The sequence below is a fragment of the Serratia sp. NA_112.1 genome, assembly GCF_052691715.1.
This window is the reverse complement of sequence record NZ_JBQZFO010000001.1, coordinates 828,439-844,391: the sequence shown is the minus strand read 5'-3', so window position 1 is coordinate 844,391 and position 15,953 is coordinate 828,439. Positions and strand designations below refer to the sequence as shown.

The 15,953-nt window shown below is 52.7% G+C and carries 12 protein-coding genes and 1 pseudogene; 1 reads left to right on the top strand and 12 read right to left on the bottom strand.

Features of this window, described 5'->3' with window-relative positions; genetic code table 11:
- Positions 1–130 precede the first annotated feature (130 nt).
- From ACUTQ5_RS04075 to cspE, 3 genes are all read right to left on the bottom strand, one after another.
- On the bottom strand, positions 131–1,357 hold the full coding sequence (locus tag ACUTQ5_RS04075; RefSeq protein WP_445650186.1) for a winged helix-turn-helix domain-containing protein: 1,227 nt from the start codon (positions 1,355–1,357) through the stop codon (positions 131–133).
- 110 nt (positions 1,358–1,467) lie between these two features.
- Positions 1,468–1,689, bottom strand: coding sequence for a cold-shock protein (locus tag ACUTQ5_RS04070; protein WP_006320799.1), 222 nt, complete (start codon positions 1,687–1,689; stop codon positions 1,468–1,470).
- A 221-nt stretch (positions 1,690–1,910) separates the two neighbouring features.
- Positions 1,911–2,120, bottom strand: coding sequence for a transcription antiterminator/RNA stability regulator CspE (gene cspE, locus ACUTQ5_RS04065; RefSeq protein WP_004717375.1), 210 nt, complete (start codon positions 2,118–2,120; stop codon positions 1,911–1,913).
- 527 nt (positions 2,121–2,647) lie between these two features.
- On the opposite strand from cspE, the gene hglS reads away from it, so the two are divergent.
- A complete protein-coding gene (gene hglS / locus ACUTQ5_RS04060; RefSeq protein WP_445650185.1) occupies positions 2,648–4,054 on the top strand; it encodes a 2-oxoadipate dioxygenase/decarboxylase HglS in 1,407 nt (468 codons plus the stop codon).
- A gap of 1 nt (position 4,055) precedes the next feature.
- Here hglS and lpxK read toward each other — a convergent pair whose 3' ends face one another.
- From lpxK to ansB, 9 genes and pseudogenes are all read right to left on the bottom strand, one after another.
- The gene (gene lpxK / locus ACUTQ5_RS04055) at positions 4,056–5,036 is read right to left on the bottom strand and encodes a tetraacyldisaccharide 4'-kinase (protein WP_445650184.1); all 981 of its coding nucleotides are present in this window, start codon (positions 5,034–5,036) and stop codon (positions 4,056–4,058) included.
- Entirely contained in the window at positions 5,036–6,784 is a 1,749-nt protein-coding gene (gene msbA / locus ACUTQ5_RS04050; protein WP_130380008.1) for a lipid A ABC transporter ATP-binding protein/permease MsbA, read from the bottom strand. The genes lpxK and msbA overlap by 1 nt, the downstream gene beginning before the upstream one ends.
- Positions 6,785–6,819: 35 nt before the next feature.
- Entirely contained in the window at positions 6,820–9,102 is a 2,283-nt protein-coding gene (locus tag ACUTQ5_RS04045) for a ComEC family protein (RefSeq protein WP_445650183.1), read from the bottom strand.
- 262 nt (positions 9,103–9,364) lie between these two features.
- Positions 9,365–9,649, bottom strand: coding sequence for an integration host factor subunit beta (ihfB, locus tag ACUTQ5_RS04040; RefSeq protein ID WP_004942652.1), 285 nt, complete (start codon positions 9,647–9,649; stop codon positions 9,365–9,367).
- Between the two features lie 62 nt (positions 9,650–9,711).
- Positions 9,712–11,391 (bottom strand): 30S ribosomal protein S1, encoded by a 1,680-nt coding sequence (gene rpsA, locus ACUTQ5_RS04035; RefSeq protein WP_012006139.1) that lies wholly within the window; start codon positions 11,389–11,391, stop codon positions 9,712–9,714.
- Between the two features lie 181 nt (positions 11,392–11,572).
- A complete protein-coding gene (gene cmk / locus ACUTQ5_RS04030) occupies positions 11,573–12,262 on the bottom strand; it encodes a (d)CMP kinase (RefSeq protein ID WP_012006138.1) in 690 nt (229 codons plus the stop codon).
- 435 nt (positions 12,263–12,697) lie between these two features.
- Positions 12,698–13,984 carry a 3-phosphoshikimate 1-carboxyvinyltransferase gene (gene aroA / locus ACUTQ5_RS04025; protein ID WP_445650182.1) on the bottom strand — a complete coding sequence of 429 codons (1,287 nt, stop codon included), beginning with the start codon at positions 13,982–13,984 and terminating at the stop codon, positions 12,698–12,700.
- A gap of 115 nt (positions 13,985–14,099) precedes the next feature.
- Positions 14,100–15,185, bottom strand: a complete 1,086-nt coding sequence (gene serC, locus ACUTQ5_RS04020) for a 3-phosphoserine/phosphohydroxythreonine transaminase (protein ID WP_445650181.1) — start codon at positions 15,183–15,185, stop codon at positions 14,100–14,102.
- 282 nt (positions 15,186–15,467) lie between these two features.
- Positions 15,468–15,746, bottom strand: a pseudogene (ansB, locus tag ACUTQ5_RS04015) (L-asparaginase 2); the annotation flags it as partial.
- Positions 15,747–15,953: the final 207 nt, after the last annotated feature.

Here is a 15,953-nt window from a genome sequence, read left to right as displayed (position 1 = left end):
CACAAAAAACATCATCATGATCAAACGTCTTCATAAAATCATCGCCCTGTTTGCCAACTTCAGCAACTGAGACCCCCTTGTAACGAGCGGCGCTGAACATTCGTTTTACCCAAGCCGACAACGCCGTTCGTTATTCAACTTGCCAGCCAGTTCTCCACTCTAGAGCCAGCACCGCCGGAATATCCCCCAAAATAACTTGTGACGCACCGTGCCATTTTGCACTGCGGGTTATCGCCTGCCAAATATCCTGTACACGCTGCTTACCAAAGCGAACTTTGGCCTCCGGGTGGAAACTGATGATTTCGAAAATACCCTGCCGACGATGCATTTTTGCATCGATGCGGCCAATCAACTCACCGCGTTGCAACACCGGCAGCGTAAAGTAACCATACTGCCGTTTTTCTTTCGGCGTGTAGCATTCCAACCGATAATCAAAGTTGAAAAGCTCCAACGCACGACGGCGATCCCAAACCACCGGGTCGAATGGAGAAAGTAAAGTGGTCACGCTGGATTTTAACGCTCCTTGCTCTGCCAGCTGCAGCTCTGCCGCCAGCGAATGGTGTACGTAAAACTCTCCATCCAAACCGTCGATCCGCACGGGCAACACTTCGCCCTGCTGTTGTAACGACGTCAGTAGCGCTTTCGGCGCCACTCGCTTCAAACGGTAGTAATCTGCCAACCATTCGGCTCTGAAGATCCCCAGGAAACGACAGCTGCGCCTTAGCATTTCCTGTCGAGCATCATCGACAGACAATACATCCCGACTATCATCCCAGTGAGGTAATAATCTTTCCGTCAGATCGTAAACGCGATGGAAATTGCGCCGTTCGGCTACCATCAATTTACCGGCGGTGAACAGGATTTCGAGATGGCGTTTTTCCGGCTTCCAATCCCACCAACCGCTGTTGCCCTTCTTCTCGGCGCTGAAATCTGCTGAGCGCACCGGCCCAGCAGTTTCAATATGTTGCAACAGAGCATCTATTGCCGTCTGATGTTCCCGCATCCACTCTTCAGAGTATTTCCACCCCATCCCCTGCGGCTGCAACATTCGATGACGCAGCAGGCCAAAATCCTCAATGGGCAAAAAGCAGGCCTCGTGCGCCCAGTACTCAAATAGCCGGCGGCCAGCCAGGGCCTGTTCCAGCCACTCCGGCTGGTAGTCGCCCAGGCGGCTGAACAGGACCAGGTATGGGCTGCGTGCAACCACGCTGATGGTATCAATTTGCAGTAGCCCCATACGTGTAATGGCGGCAACCACGTCGTCGGGCCTGACTTTGCGTTTCATCGGGGATAGCAGCCCCTGTGCGGCAAGGTGGATCGCACGGGCGGCAGTAAGAGAAATAACCGGGGTGTACATCCTGATATCCGAAGTGATTGAACAATCGCTTGATAATAGTAGATATCGGGGAATTTATCTTCGCCAGTGCTTGGGGTGGCGGCACCGGCACTGGCGAGGAAGGGGGTGGGTCAGAACGCGATAACGTCTGCCGCTGACAGCCCGTGGGAGCTGCGATAGATCGAGAACTCAACGTTCTGACCTTCGTTTAACGATTTATTTTTAGTATTGGCGATAGAACGACGGCTTACATAGATTTCGTCGCTACCATCAACCGGTGAAATAAAACCATAGCCTGCAGCCTGATCAAACCATTTCACACGGCCCATTTGTAACACAGTATTTTTAAACATAACTTATTTCCTTTTACTTGAGCATCCGTAACAACGTTATTTTTATTATTGTTGGACGCTACCAGCCCATCCTAAAGTTTTTCGTAACAAACCTCTCGTGAGCAAAAAATAAAAAACCCGCACTCTGGCGGGCTTGTTGAACTTAATATCTTGCCCAATGAATCAGCGTAAACGCCTCATCATGGTTGTATTAAGTTCTCTTTACGTTATTCCCTGTTTATTTACAGGGCAACAACGTTGGCAGCAGCCGGCCCGCGCGGGCTGTCTTCTACGGTGTACTCAACACGCTGGCCTTCAGCCAAAGTTTTGAAACCGTCGGTCGCGATTGCGGAGAAGTGTACGAATACATCTTTACCACCGTCGTTCTGTTCAATAAAACCAAAACCTTTGCTTTCATTGAACCACTTCACTTGACCCGTCTTCTTAGACATTACTCATTTACCTTTTAAATATATATACAAAACCTGCCATAAGGCAATTTTGGCCGTTCTTAGAAACATTACTTATGGGAGGTACTTAGAAGGTTCGTCTTTGAAGCGGAATCAGATGATAACGTTTTTGGAGGAACTGCTTAATTCTAAACTCGAACATAAATAGGTCTGTATCACAGGCCGAGTTGCATTTACTCATAAATCTATCTTTTACACAAGAGGTTTATTGCCCTGTTTTTAGCATTTCGCCACATTTGTTTTTATACCTATGATTGTTAATGAATTATTTTGTCTTTCTTTACGTAAATCTCTTGGAGGCATTGCCTTCTGGATGGCCGTATTTTCCGTTTTTCACTGTTCAAATGAGAGCTAACGCATAAAAATCTAATATGCTTGGCCTGGCTATAACAAAACCTAATCGACCTAGCTAAACTTGAGGTGAAAACAAGGCAAATGACCTCTCAACCAGCACGTTTGCCGCCAAGAATGATATTTTTCAGATTATACTGAATAAAGGAGCTATGCGCATGACCGCCCAGCAGTTCGTCTCACCGAATGAAATCCGCGCCAGATTCTCCCACGCCATGTCAGATATGTACCAGAAAGAGGTACCTCTGTATGGCGATTTGCTCGAACTGGTGGCGGAGACCAACCGACAGGTCCTGCGCGAAGATGCCGCATTGGCTCATCAATTACAAATTACCGGCGAAGTCGAACGACTGGCCATGGAGCGCCACGGAGCTATTCGGGTTGGCACCGCAGAGGAACTGTCCACCCTGCGACGGCTGTTTAACGTGATGGGCATGTCTCCGGTGGGCTATTACGATCTGGCCATGGCCGGGGTTCCGGTTCACTCTACCGCATTTCGGGCAGAACATGAGGATGCTCTGCAGATCAGTCCATTCCGAGTATTCACCTCTTTATTGCGGCTGGAACTGATTGAAAACCCAGAGCTGCGTGAGCTAGCGCAATGCCTGTTGGCTCGTCGCCGTATCTTCACTGAACGGGCACTTGAACTGATCGTATTGCAAGAGGCTCAGGGTGGACTGGACGACAGTCAGGCAGATGAATTTGTCGAACAGGCGCTGGAAACCTTCCGTTGGCACAGCCGGGCGACGGTTAGCGCAGCCGAATATCAGCAGTTGCACGACCAGCACCGTCTGATCGCCGACGTAGTGGCCTTTAAAGGCCCGCATATCAACCATCTGACGCCACGCACTCTCGATATTGACCGTGTCCAAATGGCCATGCCTGACCGAGGTATCACCCCAAAAGCTGTGATTGAGGGCCCACCGCCACGTCGTCGCCCTATTCTGCTGCGCCAGACCAGTTTCAAAGCGCTAGAAGAAAACGTCGACTTTGTTGAACATGACGGTAGCGCCGTTGCCGGACACCACACTGCGCGCTTCGGTGAGATTGAACAACGCGGTGTCGCGCTGACAACCAAAGGACGTGCACTGTACGATCGCCTGCTACAGGCTACCAACGACGCATTGCAGGCACCGCCGAGCGAAAAAAATGCTGACCGCTACAATCAGTTGCTGGCGGAAAATTTCCAGGCGTTTCCAGATGATTACGCCACCCTGCGTGAGCAGCAGTTGGCCTGGTTCCGCTATTTCCCGACCGAATGTGGGCTGGCGGCTAAAGAAACCCTGGATCAACACAGCACGCTGGAACAGCTGATCGCCCAGGAATACATTCGCTTTCAGCCGCTGGTCTATGAGGACTTTCTGCCGGTCAGTGCCGCAGGCATTTTCCAATCGAATTTGGGCGACAGTGGCCACACTCAGTACAACGCAGCCTCAAGCAGGGCGGCATTTGAACTGGCGTTGGGAGCAGAAGTGATCGATGAATTGGCGTTATATCAGCAAACGCAGCAGCGTTCGATAGACGCCTGCGCGCAAGCACTGGGGCTGCACGCGCTGGCAGTCTGATTTACTTTTTCAGTAAGGCTTCAATACTGTGTAGCAACTGCTCAGCCTGCTCGGAGGGAAGTACCGCATCAACGGGTAAATACCACCAGTTGGGCTGAGCAAAAGCGCGGCATTTAACCGCGTCTTTCTCGGTCATCAATAACGTTTGCTCTGAAGATACCAGCGCTGCCAATGGGCCATGCTGATATTCCTGATGATCGGCAAACGCCACTTCCTTTTCGACCGCTACGCCCAGCTTTTCCAATGTGGCGAAGAAGCGCGGGGGATGGCCGATACCGGCCATTGCCACCACGTGTGGAAGTTCGACTGCCGGCCGGCGCTCACCGCTGGCAACATTAACCGCGTCACGCGCCTGCAACCGCATGGCGATTTCACCAGGCTGAGCCACACCCCCGTTGGCAATCAGGGCGTCAACGCTGTTCAGACGCGAAGCTCGTTCACGCATCGGCCCTGCCGGCAACCACCATCCATTGCCAAAGCGGCGGACGCCATCGATCACCACCAGTTCAAAATCACGCTGTAAAGCGTAATGCTGCAGGCCGTCATCGGTAATCACCACATCAAGTGGCTGCTGCTTAAGTAGTGCTTGTACTGCTTCAGAACGCTTTGGTGAAATTGCCACTGGCGCAGCAGTACGCTGATAAATCAACACCGGCTCATCACCCGCCTGCTGGGTGGTAGTACCCGCGTTAAGTAACAGCGGATAAGCTTCTGCTTTACCACCATAACCGCGAGAAACCACACCCACTCGGTATCCACGCTGCTGCAACTGTTCCACCAGCCAGATCACCATCGGGGTTTTGCCGTTGCCACCAGCAGTGAGGTTCCCTACCACCACCACCGGTACCGGTGCGCGCCAGCTTTTACGCAGGCCGCAACGGTAACTGAGCCGAATCAGGCCGCTGACCAGGCCATACAGCCAGGACAGCGGTAACAGCAGCAAATAAACCAGCGAACTGCCTGACCAGATGCGCTCGATCATTATTGACCAAACTGCATGCGATGGAGCTGGGCATAAGCGCCCTGCTTTTCGAGCAATACCGCATGTTCGCCACGTTCAACAATACGGCCATCCTCAACCACCAGGATTTCATCAGCCTTCTCGATGGTCGACAGGCGGTGCGCAATCACCAGTGAAGTACGGTTTTTCTGTAATTCATCCAGCGCCGCCTGAATAGCACGTTCCGATTCAGTGTCCAGTGCCGAGGTGGCTTCATCGAGGATCAGTATCGGGCAGTCACGCAGCAAGGCGCGGGCAATAGCGATACGCTGGCGTTGACCGCCGGACAGCATTACCCCGTTCTCACCGATCACCGTATCCAGGCCGTTCTCCATTTTTTCAATGAAGTCCATGGCATAGGCCATGCGCGCAGCCTTCTCTATCTCTTCGCGGCTGTAGCGTTCTTCGCGCGCGTAAGCGATGTTGTTGGCAATAGTGTCATTGAACAAATGCACGTTTTGCGAAACCAGGGCCACCTGATCACGCAGCGATGCCAATGTGTACTCGCGTAGATCGTGACCATCCATCAGGATCTCGCCTTCCTGGACGTCATAAAAACGGGTCAGCAGATTGGCGATGGTTGACTTGCCAGAGCCGGAACGGCCCACCAGCGCCACCGTTTTACCTTCTGAAATACTCAGATTGATATCACGCAGCGCAGGCGTTTCTTTCCCTGGGTAGTAGAAAGTGACGTTACGGAATTCGATATCGCCCTTGGCTCGTGCGACTTCGCGGGTACCAGTATCTTTTTCCTGTTCCATATCCAGGATTGAGAACAGGGTCTGACACGCCGCCATCCCACGCTGGAACTGGGCATTAACGTTGGTCAGTGATTTCAGCGGGCGCATCAGGGCGATCATCGAAGAGAAGACCACGGTGATGGTCCCAGCGGTGAGGGTAGCCATCACGCTTGGGAAGCTGGCGGCATACAGCACAAAGGCCAACGCCAGTGAAGCGATAAGCTGAATAATAGGGTCAGAGATCGAGGACGCAGAAACCAGTTTCATGCCCTGCTGGCGCATGCGGTTGCTGACTGAATTGAAGCGATCGGTTTCAACCTGCTGGCCACCAAAAATCAGCACTTCCTTATGGCCTTTGAGCATCTGCTCTGCGCTGGTCGTCACCTGCCCCATGGTGTTCTGCATGTTTTTGCTGATATTACGGAAGCGCTTGGAAACAACGCGGATAGCAATAGAGACAACCGGTGCCAGAACGATCAGGATCACAGACAGCTGCCAGCTGTAGTAGAACATCATGGTGAACAGCGCGATTATCGACGCCCCTTCACGCACCACGGTCACCAGCGCGCTGGAGGACGATGACGCTACCTGTTCGGAATCATAGGTGATTCGTGACAGCAAGGTACCGGTAGACTGCTGATCGAAAAACGATACCGGCATTCTCATCATGTGGCCGAACAGCCGGCGACGCATATGCATCACCACCATGCCGGATACCCATGAAATGCAGTAGCTGGAGACAAAGCCAGTCGCTCCACGCACCACCATCAGGCCAATTACCGCCAATGGCATCCACAGCAGAATGCTGCTTTCCGTTTTCCCAAAACCGTCATCCAATAAAGGTTTAAGCAAAGACAACATAAAGGCGTCGCTGGCCGCGTTCAGTACCAACGCAATAGCCGCCACGATCAGCCCGGTCTTAAAAGGTGTGATCATCGGCCAGAGGCGACGGAAAGTCTGCCAGGTGGAGAGATCTTTATCATTCATCATGCAAATACCAGCATCGGAAGAAATAGCGGCCCATTTTACTCATTATCACCCTCTACGCCAAACCGCTGATGGTACCAACGGGGCATTAATTGTTCACGAAAGCCATTAATTTGCCAATCGTTGTCGAAAAAAAGTACGGATAACTGACCGGAGCGCGAAGTATCGTGCCAAATGATGTCATTTGCCAGATATCTGGCAACCACTTTAACCGCAGGTAATCGCCATTTATTGTAACGTGATGCCGAGGCGATTGCCGCTTTCGGCGCTACAGCACGCAAAAAAGGCGGGGTAGACGAGGTTTTACTGCCATGATGCGGCACCTGTAACACAGTAGCGCTCAATGAAGGGCGTTGATATCTCACTAACTGTGCCTCCGCCCTTTTTTCTGCATCCCCCGTCAGCAACAAACTATATTTACCATCATCGATACGGATGACGCATGAATCATCGTTCCCCGCTAGTTTTACCGCCTTTGGCGGCCACAGCACTTGAAACTGAAGCGATTGCCATTGCCATCGCTCTCCCGCCACACAGGGTAAGTGGCCGGCATCAAGACGTGGGCTCCTTACCGTCGCTTGTGGAAATGCACGCTGTATCTCTTCAAGACCACCGATATGGTCCAGATGATCGTGACTGAGAATGATTTGCTCCACAGGTAATCCTCGCCAGTTAAGAAATGGCAAAACATTCCGCCCGGCAGCGCTGCCGGTGCCCCAGCGGGGGCCTGTGTCATACAATATTGCCCGGCCGTTCTTTTCGATCACCACAGCCAGGCCATGGCCAACGTCAAGCATGTCTACGCGCCAACGGTATTGGGCTTCTCTTTCACGCCAGAGTACGCAACACAGTGCCAAAGTTGCCAGCGCCATTGCATAACGCAGCCACCAGTGGAAACGCCAAAAAACCACCAGTAACCAACCGACAAGACTGACAGCCAAAGATGCGGCACCGAGATCAACCCAGCCGACCTGCAGATAGTGTAATGGGGCAAATACCCCTGCCAACGTAAGATCCGCCAACCACCATAGTCCCGCACTCAACGCCGGGGAAATACCAACCACCACTGCCAGCAGGATCAGCGGCACCGTTATCAACGAAACCAAAGGCACCGCCCACAGATTGGCCGGTATGGAGCTAAGTGTCAGGCCATGAAACAATCCTGCCTGCATGGGCACCAATAGCAGCGTAATGCCAAGCTGGATATGCAACCAGCGCAATGGCGCCCAGTGCCATCCCGAACCAAAACGGGGATTTAACGGCACCCATTCAAACCAGAAAATCAGGCAAAATACCGCGGTGGCCGAGAGCCAAAAGCTGTCGGATAGTACCGCCAGAGGATCGCAAACCAGAATTAAGCCAACGCACCACAACCAGATTTGCCAGGATGAGCAATGGATGCCGCGTATGCGTAACAGCATCCACAATGTCAGCGCCAGACCCGTTCTTAGCGCCGGCGGATTAGCGCCAGCCAACCAAACGTAACCTAAGGCGCCGAGCCAACTGACGATCAGTGGAAAGCGGTAGTCAATCATCTTTGCCGGCAGAAAAAATTGCATCGCCCGCAGCAGGCCCAAAATCAAAATGGCCACCATCGCCACATGCAACCCAGAGATAGCCATCAGGTGAGCAATGCCGGTTCTCAACATCAGAGTTCTCAACACCGGTTCCAGTGCAGCCCTCTCACCAAATGCCAACGCGAGTAACACCGGTTTATAACGAAGAGTGCCAATATTGTTTTCGGTATAAGTGATAATCCGTTGCCGCCAACCGCAGTCCTGATCCAGAAGGACAGCGCTTTTCACCTGTGCCGTCAGTGGTTGACGCTGCGACATCGCCCAGCGCTGGCTGTCAAAGCCCCCTTCATTAAGATTGCCGTGTATCGGCCGTAAGCGCAGTTGTAACTGCCAACGTTGCCCGGCGCACAAGGGGCGATCCTTGGGCTGCCAGAGGGTTGAGAAAGCGATGGAGGGCACCAGCCACCGGCCATTGAGCTGTTCGATACGCATAACCGTCTGCTTTCGTGTCGCGCCAGCCAGTGCAATACTGCTAACCTGAACCATGGCGCTCACCACCGGGCCCTGGCTCAGACGATTGATTTGATTCTCCAGGGTCCCGGCGGTGAATACCGCCCAAAGAAAACCCAATCCCCCCCATGCCATAAAGCGGCCTACGCACCCCCTCCCCCACAGGCAGAGACAAACGGGTAGAGTGAACCACAGAGCGATTCGCACATCGGGTAAGTACGGCATGATGAGCAGCGGAAAAATGCCGCAGATAACTGCACTTACTGCCAAATCCAACGAGTTTTTGATAGGCACTCTCCCGGTATAAGGCAGCAATCCAGGCTGCCAACTTCACGGGATTGTTTACGCATTGGCCAATACTCACCATCTGCAATCTGACAGTACGCGATCCTCTCCGCACAATAATAGCGGCCGTTACCGCGGCCAACCGTAAGCTGCGGCGTAGCTCGCAAGAAGCGCCGAGCCAGTTGCCAATAAATAACAGGCAAAAAAAACGGCGCCCTAAGGCACCGTTTTATATTTCTTTACAAGCAACAACTCTATGGGTAGTCAGCGACTAGCCATAGATATTGGCGCGGTCACGCAGCTCTTTGCCTGGCTTGAAGTGAGGAACGTACTTGCCGTCCAACTCAACTTTATCACCAGTTTTCGGGTTACGGCCCACACGCGGAGCACGGTAGTGAAGAGAAAAACTGCCGAATCCGCGGATCTCGATGCGTTCCCCATCGGCTAACGTAGCAGCCATATGTTCTAGCATCTCTTTCACTGCATCCTCAACGGCTTTCGCCGGTACATGAGATTGCTGGCCAGCAAGTCTTTCAATAAGTTCAGACTTGGTCATAGTTCCTCCAAGCTTTGCAGCTAAACTACCGTATCGGGGCGGTCAAAAACCGCCCCCCGTCATTACTCGCCTTTAGCCGCTTTGAAAGCTTCAGCCATTGCGTTAGAGAAGTTGCTTTCTTCTTGCTTGCTGCTGCTGTTAACAGTAGCGATTGCATCTTTCTCGTCAGCTTCGTCCTTAGCACGTACGGACAGGCTTACTACGCGGTTCTTACGGTCAACGCCGGTGAATTTAGCTTCAACGTCGTCACCCACATTCAGAACCAGAGTTGCATCTTCAATGCGGTCGCGAGAGGCTTCAGAAGCACGCAGGTAACCTTCTACGCCGCCTGCTAATTCAACTGTAGCACCTTTGGCGTCAACTGCAGTGACTTTACCAGTAACAATAGTACCTTTCTTGTTCATAGACAGGTAGTTATTGAACGGGTCTTCAGCCAGTTGCTTCACGCCCAGGGAGATACGCTCGCGCTCTGCGTCAACTTGCAGAACAACCGCTGCGATTTCGTCGCCTTTCTTGTATTCACGAACTGCTTCTTCGCCTGCAACGTTCCAGGAGATGTCAGACAGGTGAACCAGGCCGTCGATGCCGCCATCCAGGCCGATGAAGATACCGAAGTCAGTGATAGACTTGATTTTACCTTCAACGCGGTCGCCCTTGTTGTGGGTTTCTGCAAACTGCTGCCATGGGTTGTTTTTGCACTGCTTCAGACCCAGGGAGATACGACGACGTTCTTCATCGATGTCCAGAACCATAACTTCCACTACATCGCCCACGTTAACAACTTTGGACGGATGGATGTTTTTGTTGGTCCAATCCATTTCAGAAACGTGTACCAGACCTTCAACGCCTTCTTCGATTTCTACGAAGCAGCCGTAATCAGTCAGGTTGGTTACACGACCAGTCAGCTTGGTGCCTTCTGGGTAACGTTTCGCGATAGCAACCCATGGATCTTCGCCCAGTTGCTTCAGGCCCAGGGAAACACGAGTACGCTCGCGGTCGAACTTCAGCACTTTAACAGTGATTTCGTCGCCAACGTTGACGATTTCGCTCGGATGCTTAACGCGTTTCCAAGCCATGTCAGTGATGTGCAGCAGGCCGTCTACGCCGCCCAGATCAACGAATGCACCGTAGTCAGTGAGGTTCTTAACGATACCTTTAACTTCCATGCCTTCCTGCAGGTTTTCCAGCAGTTGATCACGTTCTGCGCTGTTCTCTGATTCGATAACCGCACGGCGAGAAACTACAACGTTGTTGCGTTTCTGGTCCAGCTTGATGACTTTGAACTCAAGCTCTTTGCCTTCCAGGTGCAGAGTGTCACGTACTGGACGCACGTCAACCAGGGAGCCTGGCAGGAACGCACGAATACCATTCAGCTCTACAGTGAAGCCACCCTTAACTTTGCCGTTGATAACACCGACGACAGTTTCAGCTTCTTCGTAAGCTTTTTCCAGCGTGATCCAAGCTTCGTGACGCTTAGCTTTCTCACGGGACAGCAGAGTTTCACCGAAGCCATCTTCAACAGCGTCCAGCGCAACATCAACTTCGTCGCCTACCTGGATTTCCAGCTCGCCCTGTGCGTTTTTGAATTGCTCAGCCGGGATGGCAGACTCAGATTTCAGACCGGCGTCAACCAGTACTACGTCTTTGTCGATAGCAACTACAACGCCACGAACGATGGAACCCGGACGGGTTTCGATTGTTTTCAGGGATTCTTCAAAGAGTTGAGCGAAAGATTCAGTCATGTTTAATCTTCAGGGTTCTATAGTTTAACGTCCATTTAGCATCCCGCCGAATGGGGTTGTTTCACATACCCCGCCATTGGCTCCATGCCGACAGGGTTTAGGTTACAGGGGTAAAATTTTACCCGATATAGTTCGATACTACCATGACAAATATGACAAAAAGCCAATAACGCCGCCGCGCTTACTGCTGCGGCAACGCTAAAACTTCATGTGCATAAGTCAACGCACGCTGGATGACTTCGTCAATCGACATGCTGGTCGAGTCCAGCACGAGGGCGTCAGAAGCAGGCACCAGTGGCGCGATAGGCCGATTACGGTCACGGTCATCCCGTTCCTTTATCTCGGCTAAAAGACGTTCAAAGTTAACATTAAAGCCCTTTTCCTGCAACTGTAGCATGCGGCGGTGCGCACGCTCCTCAGAACTGGCGTCCAGGAAAATCTTGACCGGCGCATCGGGGAACACCACCGTGCCCATATCGCGACCATCGGCAATCAGGCCAGGGGCTTCACGAAATGCCCGTTGGCGCCGCAACAGGGCTTCACGCACGCGCGGGAAAGCCGCAGCCTGCGAAGCGGTATTGCCGACGGTTTCAGTGCGGATTTCATTGCTGACATCCTCACCTTCCAAAATAACCTGCAGTTTGCCATCCTGGGCAATAAAGCGAACATCGAGATGTGCGGCCAGTGGAACCAGCGCCTCCTCAGACGTGATATCAACCTGATGATGCAGCGCTGCCAACGCCAGTACGCGATAAATCGCGCCTGAGTCAAGCAAACGCCAACCAAGGGATTCGGCGAGCGCCTTGCACAAGGTGCCTTTGCCTGCGCCACTTGGTCCATCAACGGTTATCACTGGGGCTGTAGCCGTCATTTCTCTCTCCTTCAGGTAGAAAACCTCACAGGGACATAACCTGCCGCCAGCACAATGCGAAAGCATAATTAAAACCGTCCCTGCCGCCCGCCCATCGGGGCAGTTACGGTGGCGCATTATACGCTGCCAAGCGGCGAACTGTTACACTGGAAGTGCCTGATTGTTGAAAATAAGCGTATGACCGCGCAAAAGTATAGCGGACGGATCCAGGCTACGGGCGTTAAAAACAATAAAGGCCCTATCAAGGGCCTTCAGACTGATGACAAACCTCATTCCTGCCCAGAGAGAGTAGAGGCCGATAAATAAAAATCAGGAAAATCAATTTATTGATTTTCGGCTGCTCACCACAAAGCAGGAAAAACCACGCTTTTTCCTGCTTTGTCAGCAACCTAAAGGCCCTATCAAGGGCCTTAAAAGAAAGTATCTGACTGCGGATCACGCCAATTGACTAATGCGCGCCAGCTGTTCGAAATAGTCCGGGAAGGTTTTCGCGGTACATTTAGGATCAAGAATGGTCACCGGCGTATCAGACAACGCCACCAGCGAGAAGCACATCGCCATACGGTGATCGTTGTAGGTGCCGATATCGGCAAACTTCAGCTTAGCTGGCGGTACGACGTGAATATAGTCCTCACCTTCATCTACCTCAGCGCCCACTTTACGCAACTCAGTCGCCATCGCGGCCAGGCGGTCGGTCTCTTTTACCCGCCAGTTATAGATGTTGCGAATGGTCGTTGGGCCTTCGGCAAACAGGGCCGCCGTCGCAATGGTCATCGCCGCGTCAGGAATATGATTCATATCCATGTCGATGCCGCGCAGTTCACCGCGGCTGCACTCGATATAATCATCGCCCCAGGTAATGCGCGCGCCCATTTTTTCCAGCACATCGGCGAATTTGGTATCGCCCTGAACGCTTTTTTTACCAATGCCGGTGACGCGCACGGTGCCGCCTTTAATCGCAGCGGCGGCCAGGAAGTAAGAGGCGGAAGAAGCATCGCCCTCCACCAGGTAATCGCCCGGAGAACGGTAGGTTTGGCGGCCATTAATGTGGAACACGCGATAGTTTTCGTGGCTAACCTCGACGCCGAAAGTACGCATCAGGTGCAGCGTAATATCAATGTACGGTTTGGAAACCAGTTCGCCCTTGATATGAATATTGGTGTCCTGTTCGGCCAAGGGAGCCGTCATCAGCAATGCGGTCAGGAACTGGCTGGAGACGCTACCGTCAACGGTGACATCGCCGCCGTGAAAACCGCCGCGCAGGCGCAATGGCGGATAATCGGTCTGTTCCAGGTAATCAATCTGTGCGCCGCCCTGACGCAGAGCATCGACCAAATGACCGATTGGACGCTCTTTCATGCGTGGCTCACCGGTCAGCACCACATCGCTATTGCCCAGGCACAAAGCGGCGGCCAATGGACGCATCGCGGTACCGGCATTGCCGAGGAACAGTTCAAGCGGCTGACTGGCTACCAGCGGGCCGGCCACACCTTCAACTTTACAGGTGGTGCGATCAGCTGACAGCTGATAGCTCACACCCAGCGCCTGCAGCGCATTTAGCATATGGCGCACATCGTCGCTGTCCAGCAGGTTGGTAAGCCGTGTCGTTCCCTCCGCCAGCGCAGCCAGCAGCAGAGCACGATTGGATACGCTCTTGGAGCCGGGTAAGTTGATGGTGCCATTGACCAGGGCAACCGGTTGTAACGTCAGGGAATCCACCATGTGAACAAAAATCTCCAAAATCTGATAAACGAAACGGCCCCGGGAAAATGCCGGAGCCGCTTTAATTCAAAAAGGACAACAGCGAAGGCGGCCCGCTCAAGGCAGGTTACCCGGCTTAGCCGTGACGACGTTCGAAGTCGGTCATAAAGTCGGTTAATGTCTTCACGCCAGCCAGCGGCATGGCATTGTAAATAGAAGCGCGCATACCGCCAACTACTCGGTGGCCTTTCAGCGCCTGCAAGCCAATGGCTTCGGCTTCGCTGAGAAACACCTTGTCCAGCGCGGGATCCGCCAACTGGAAGGGTACGTTCATCCAGGAACGGTTGGCAAGCGCCACCCGGCTGCGATAGAAATCAGACTTATCGATAGTCGCATACAACAACTCGGCCTTGGCCTGATTGCGTTTGTGCATCTCTACCAGACCGCCCTGCTCTTTCAGCCATTTGAACACCAGACCGGACAGATACCAGGCAAAGGTCGGCGGTGTGTTGAACATCGAGTCGTTTTCAGCCAGCACGGTGTAATCGAGGATCGACGGCACTTCGCGGCGCGCCTTGCCCAGCAGATCCTCACGTACGATCACCAGCGTCAGGCCGGCCGGGCCAATGTTTTTCTGTGCGCCGGCATAAATCACGCCAAAACGACTAACGTCCAGCGGGCCAGACAAAATGGTGGAGGAGTAATCGCCGATCACGACTTTATCGCCGAAATCCGGTAGCTCATCGATAGCCACGCCGTCGATGGTTTCATTCGGACAGTAGTGCACGTAGGCCGCGTCGTCGTTCAACTGCCACTCTTTCATCGACTTGATGCCGAGCAGGCCGTCAACGGAGGTTTTCACGTCGATGGCGTTTGGCGTGCAGTATTTTTGCGCTTCGGTGATGGCGCTGTGCGCCCAGTAACCGCCGTCGATATAGTCCGCGGTCGTTTTGTCACCCAGCAGGTTCAGCGGCAGCGCGGCAAACTGTGCACGGGCCCCGCCATGGCAGAACAGAACTTTATAATTGGAGGGGATTTTCAGCAGATCGCGCAGGTCCTGTTCGGACTGCTGAGCAACTTCGATAAATTCTTTACTGCGGTGGCTGATTTCCATCACCGACGTGCCAAGACCGTGCCAGTTGCACAACTCCTGTTCCGCACGACGCAAAACTTCAACCGGCAGCATGGCCGGACCAGAGCTAAAATTATAAACCTGAGTCATTTCCCCTCACCACATTCACTATTCGCCAATGAAACTGGCCTACCGAAATACGCCCGAATTAACCCATCGGTTTTATCACTCGCGCCCCCTGCCTGCAATGGTTATTCGCCCAGCGCCGGGAAACGCGCTATCCCTGCAATAACAGGCTCTGCCAAATCATCGGTAATTTTTGCCATAAAACGCTATGACAGCGGCCAATTCAGTGGGTTAACGCGGTTTTTTATGCTGTATTCAGCCGACATGGCTGAGGGCCGCGCAGGCCCCCGAATGAAGAAAAGGCACTCAGTATTGATTAAACATCTGCTGAATTTGTTTGGCGTCTTTGGTCTGCGTCAACGCCAATTGCAGCAGGATCCGCGCTTTCTGCGGGTTTAACGTGCCTGCGGCAACAAAGCCAAATTTGGTGTCATCTACTTCGGCATCTTCGGTAGTCGCCCCGATAGGCACCCTAGAAGAACGCACCACGGCGACGCCGTTCTGGGCGGCCGTCGCCAGCGTGTCGAACACCGTTTTATACAGGTTACCGTTACCGACTCCAGCGCTGACGATGCCCTCATTCCCCACTCAATGGGTTAATCAGAACGCTTACACCAGGCCAAACTCCCTCCGGTATCGGCTAATAGTGCTACCGTATCTAAAAAATAAGATAAAAGCTCCATCTCTATTCTGAAATTTTAACCCGTATAGACTTTATGCTTGTCATACTTAATTGTTATCCACCAAAATAATAAGGAAGGTTTTCCTATACAACTGGATATTTTAAATAAA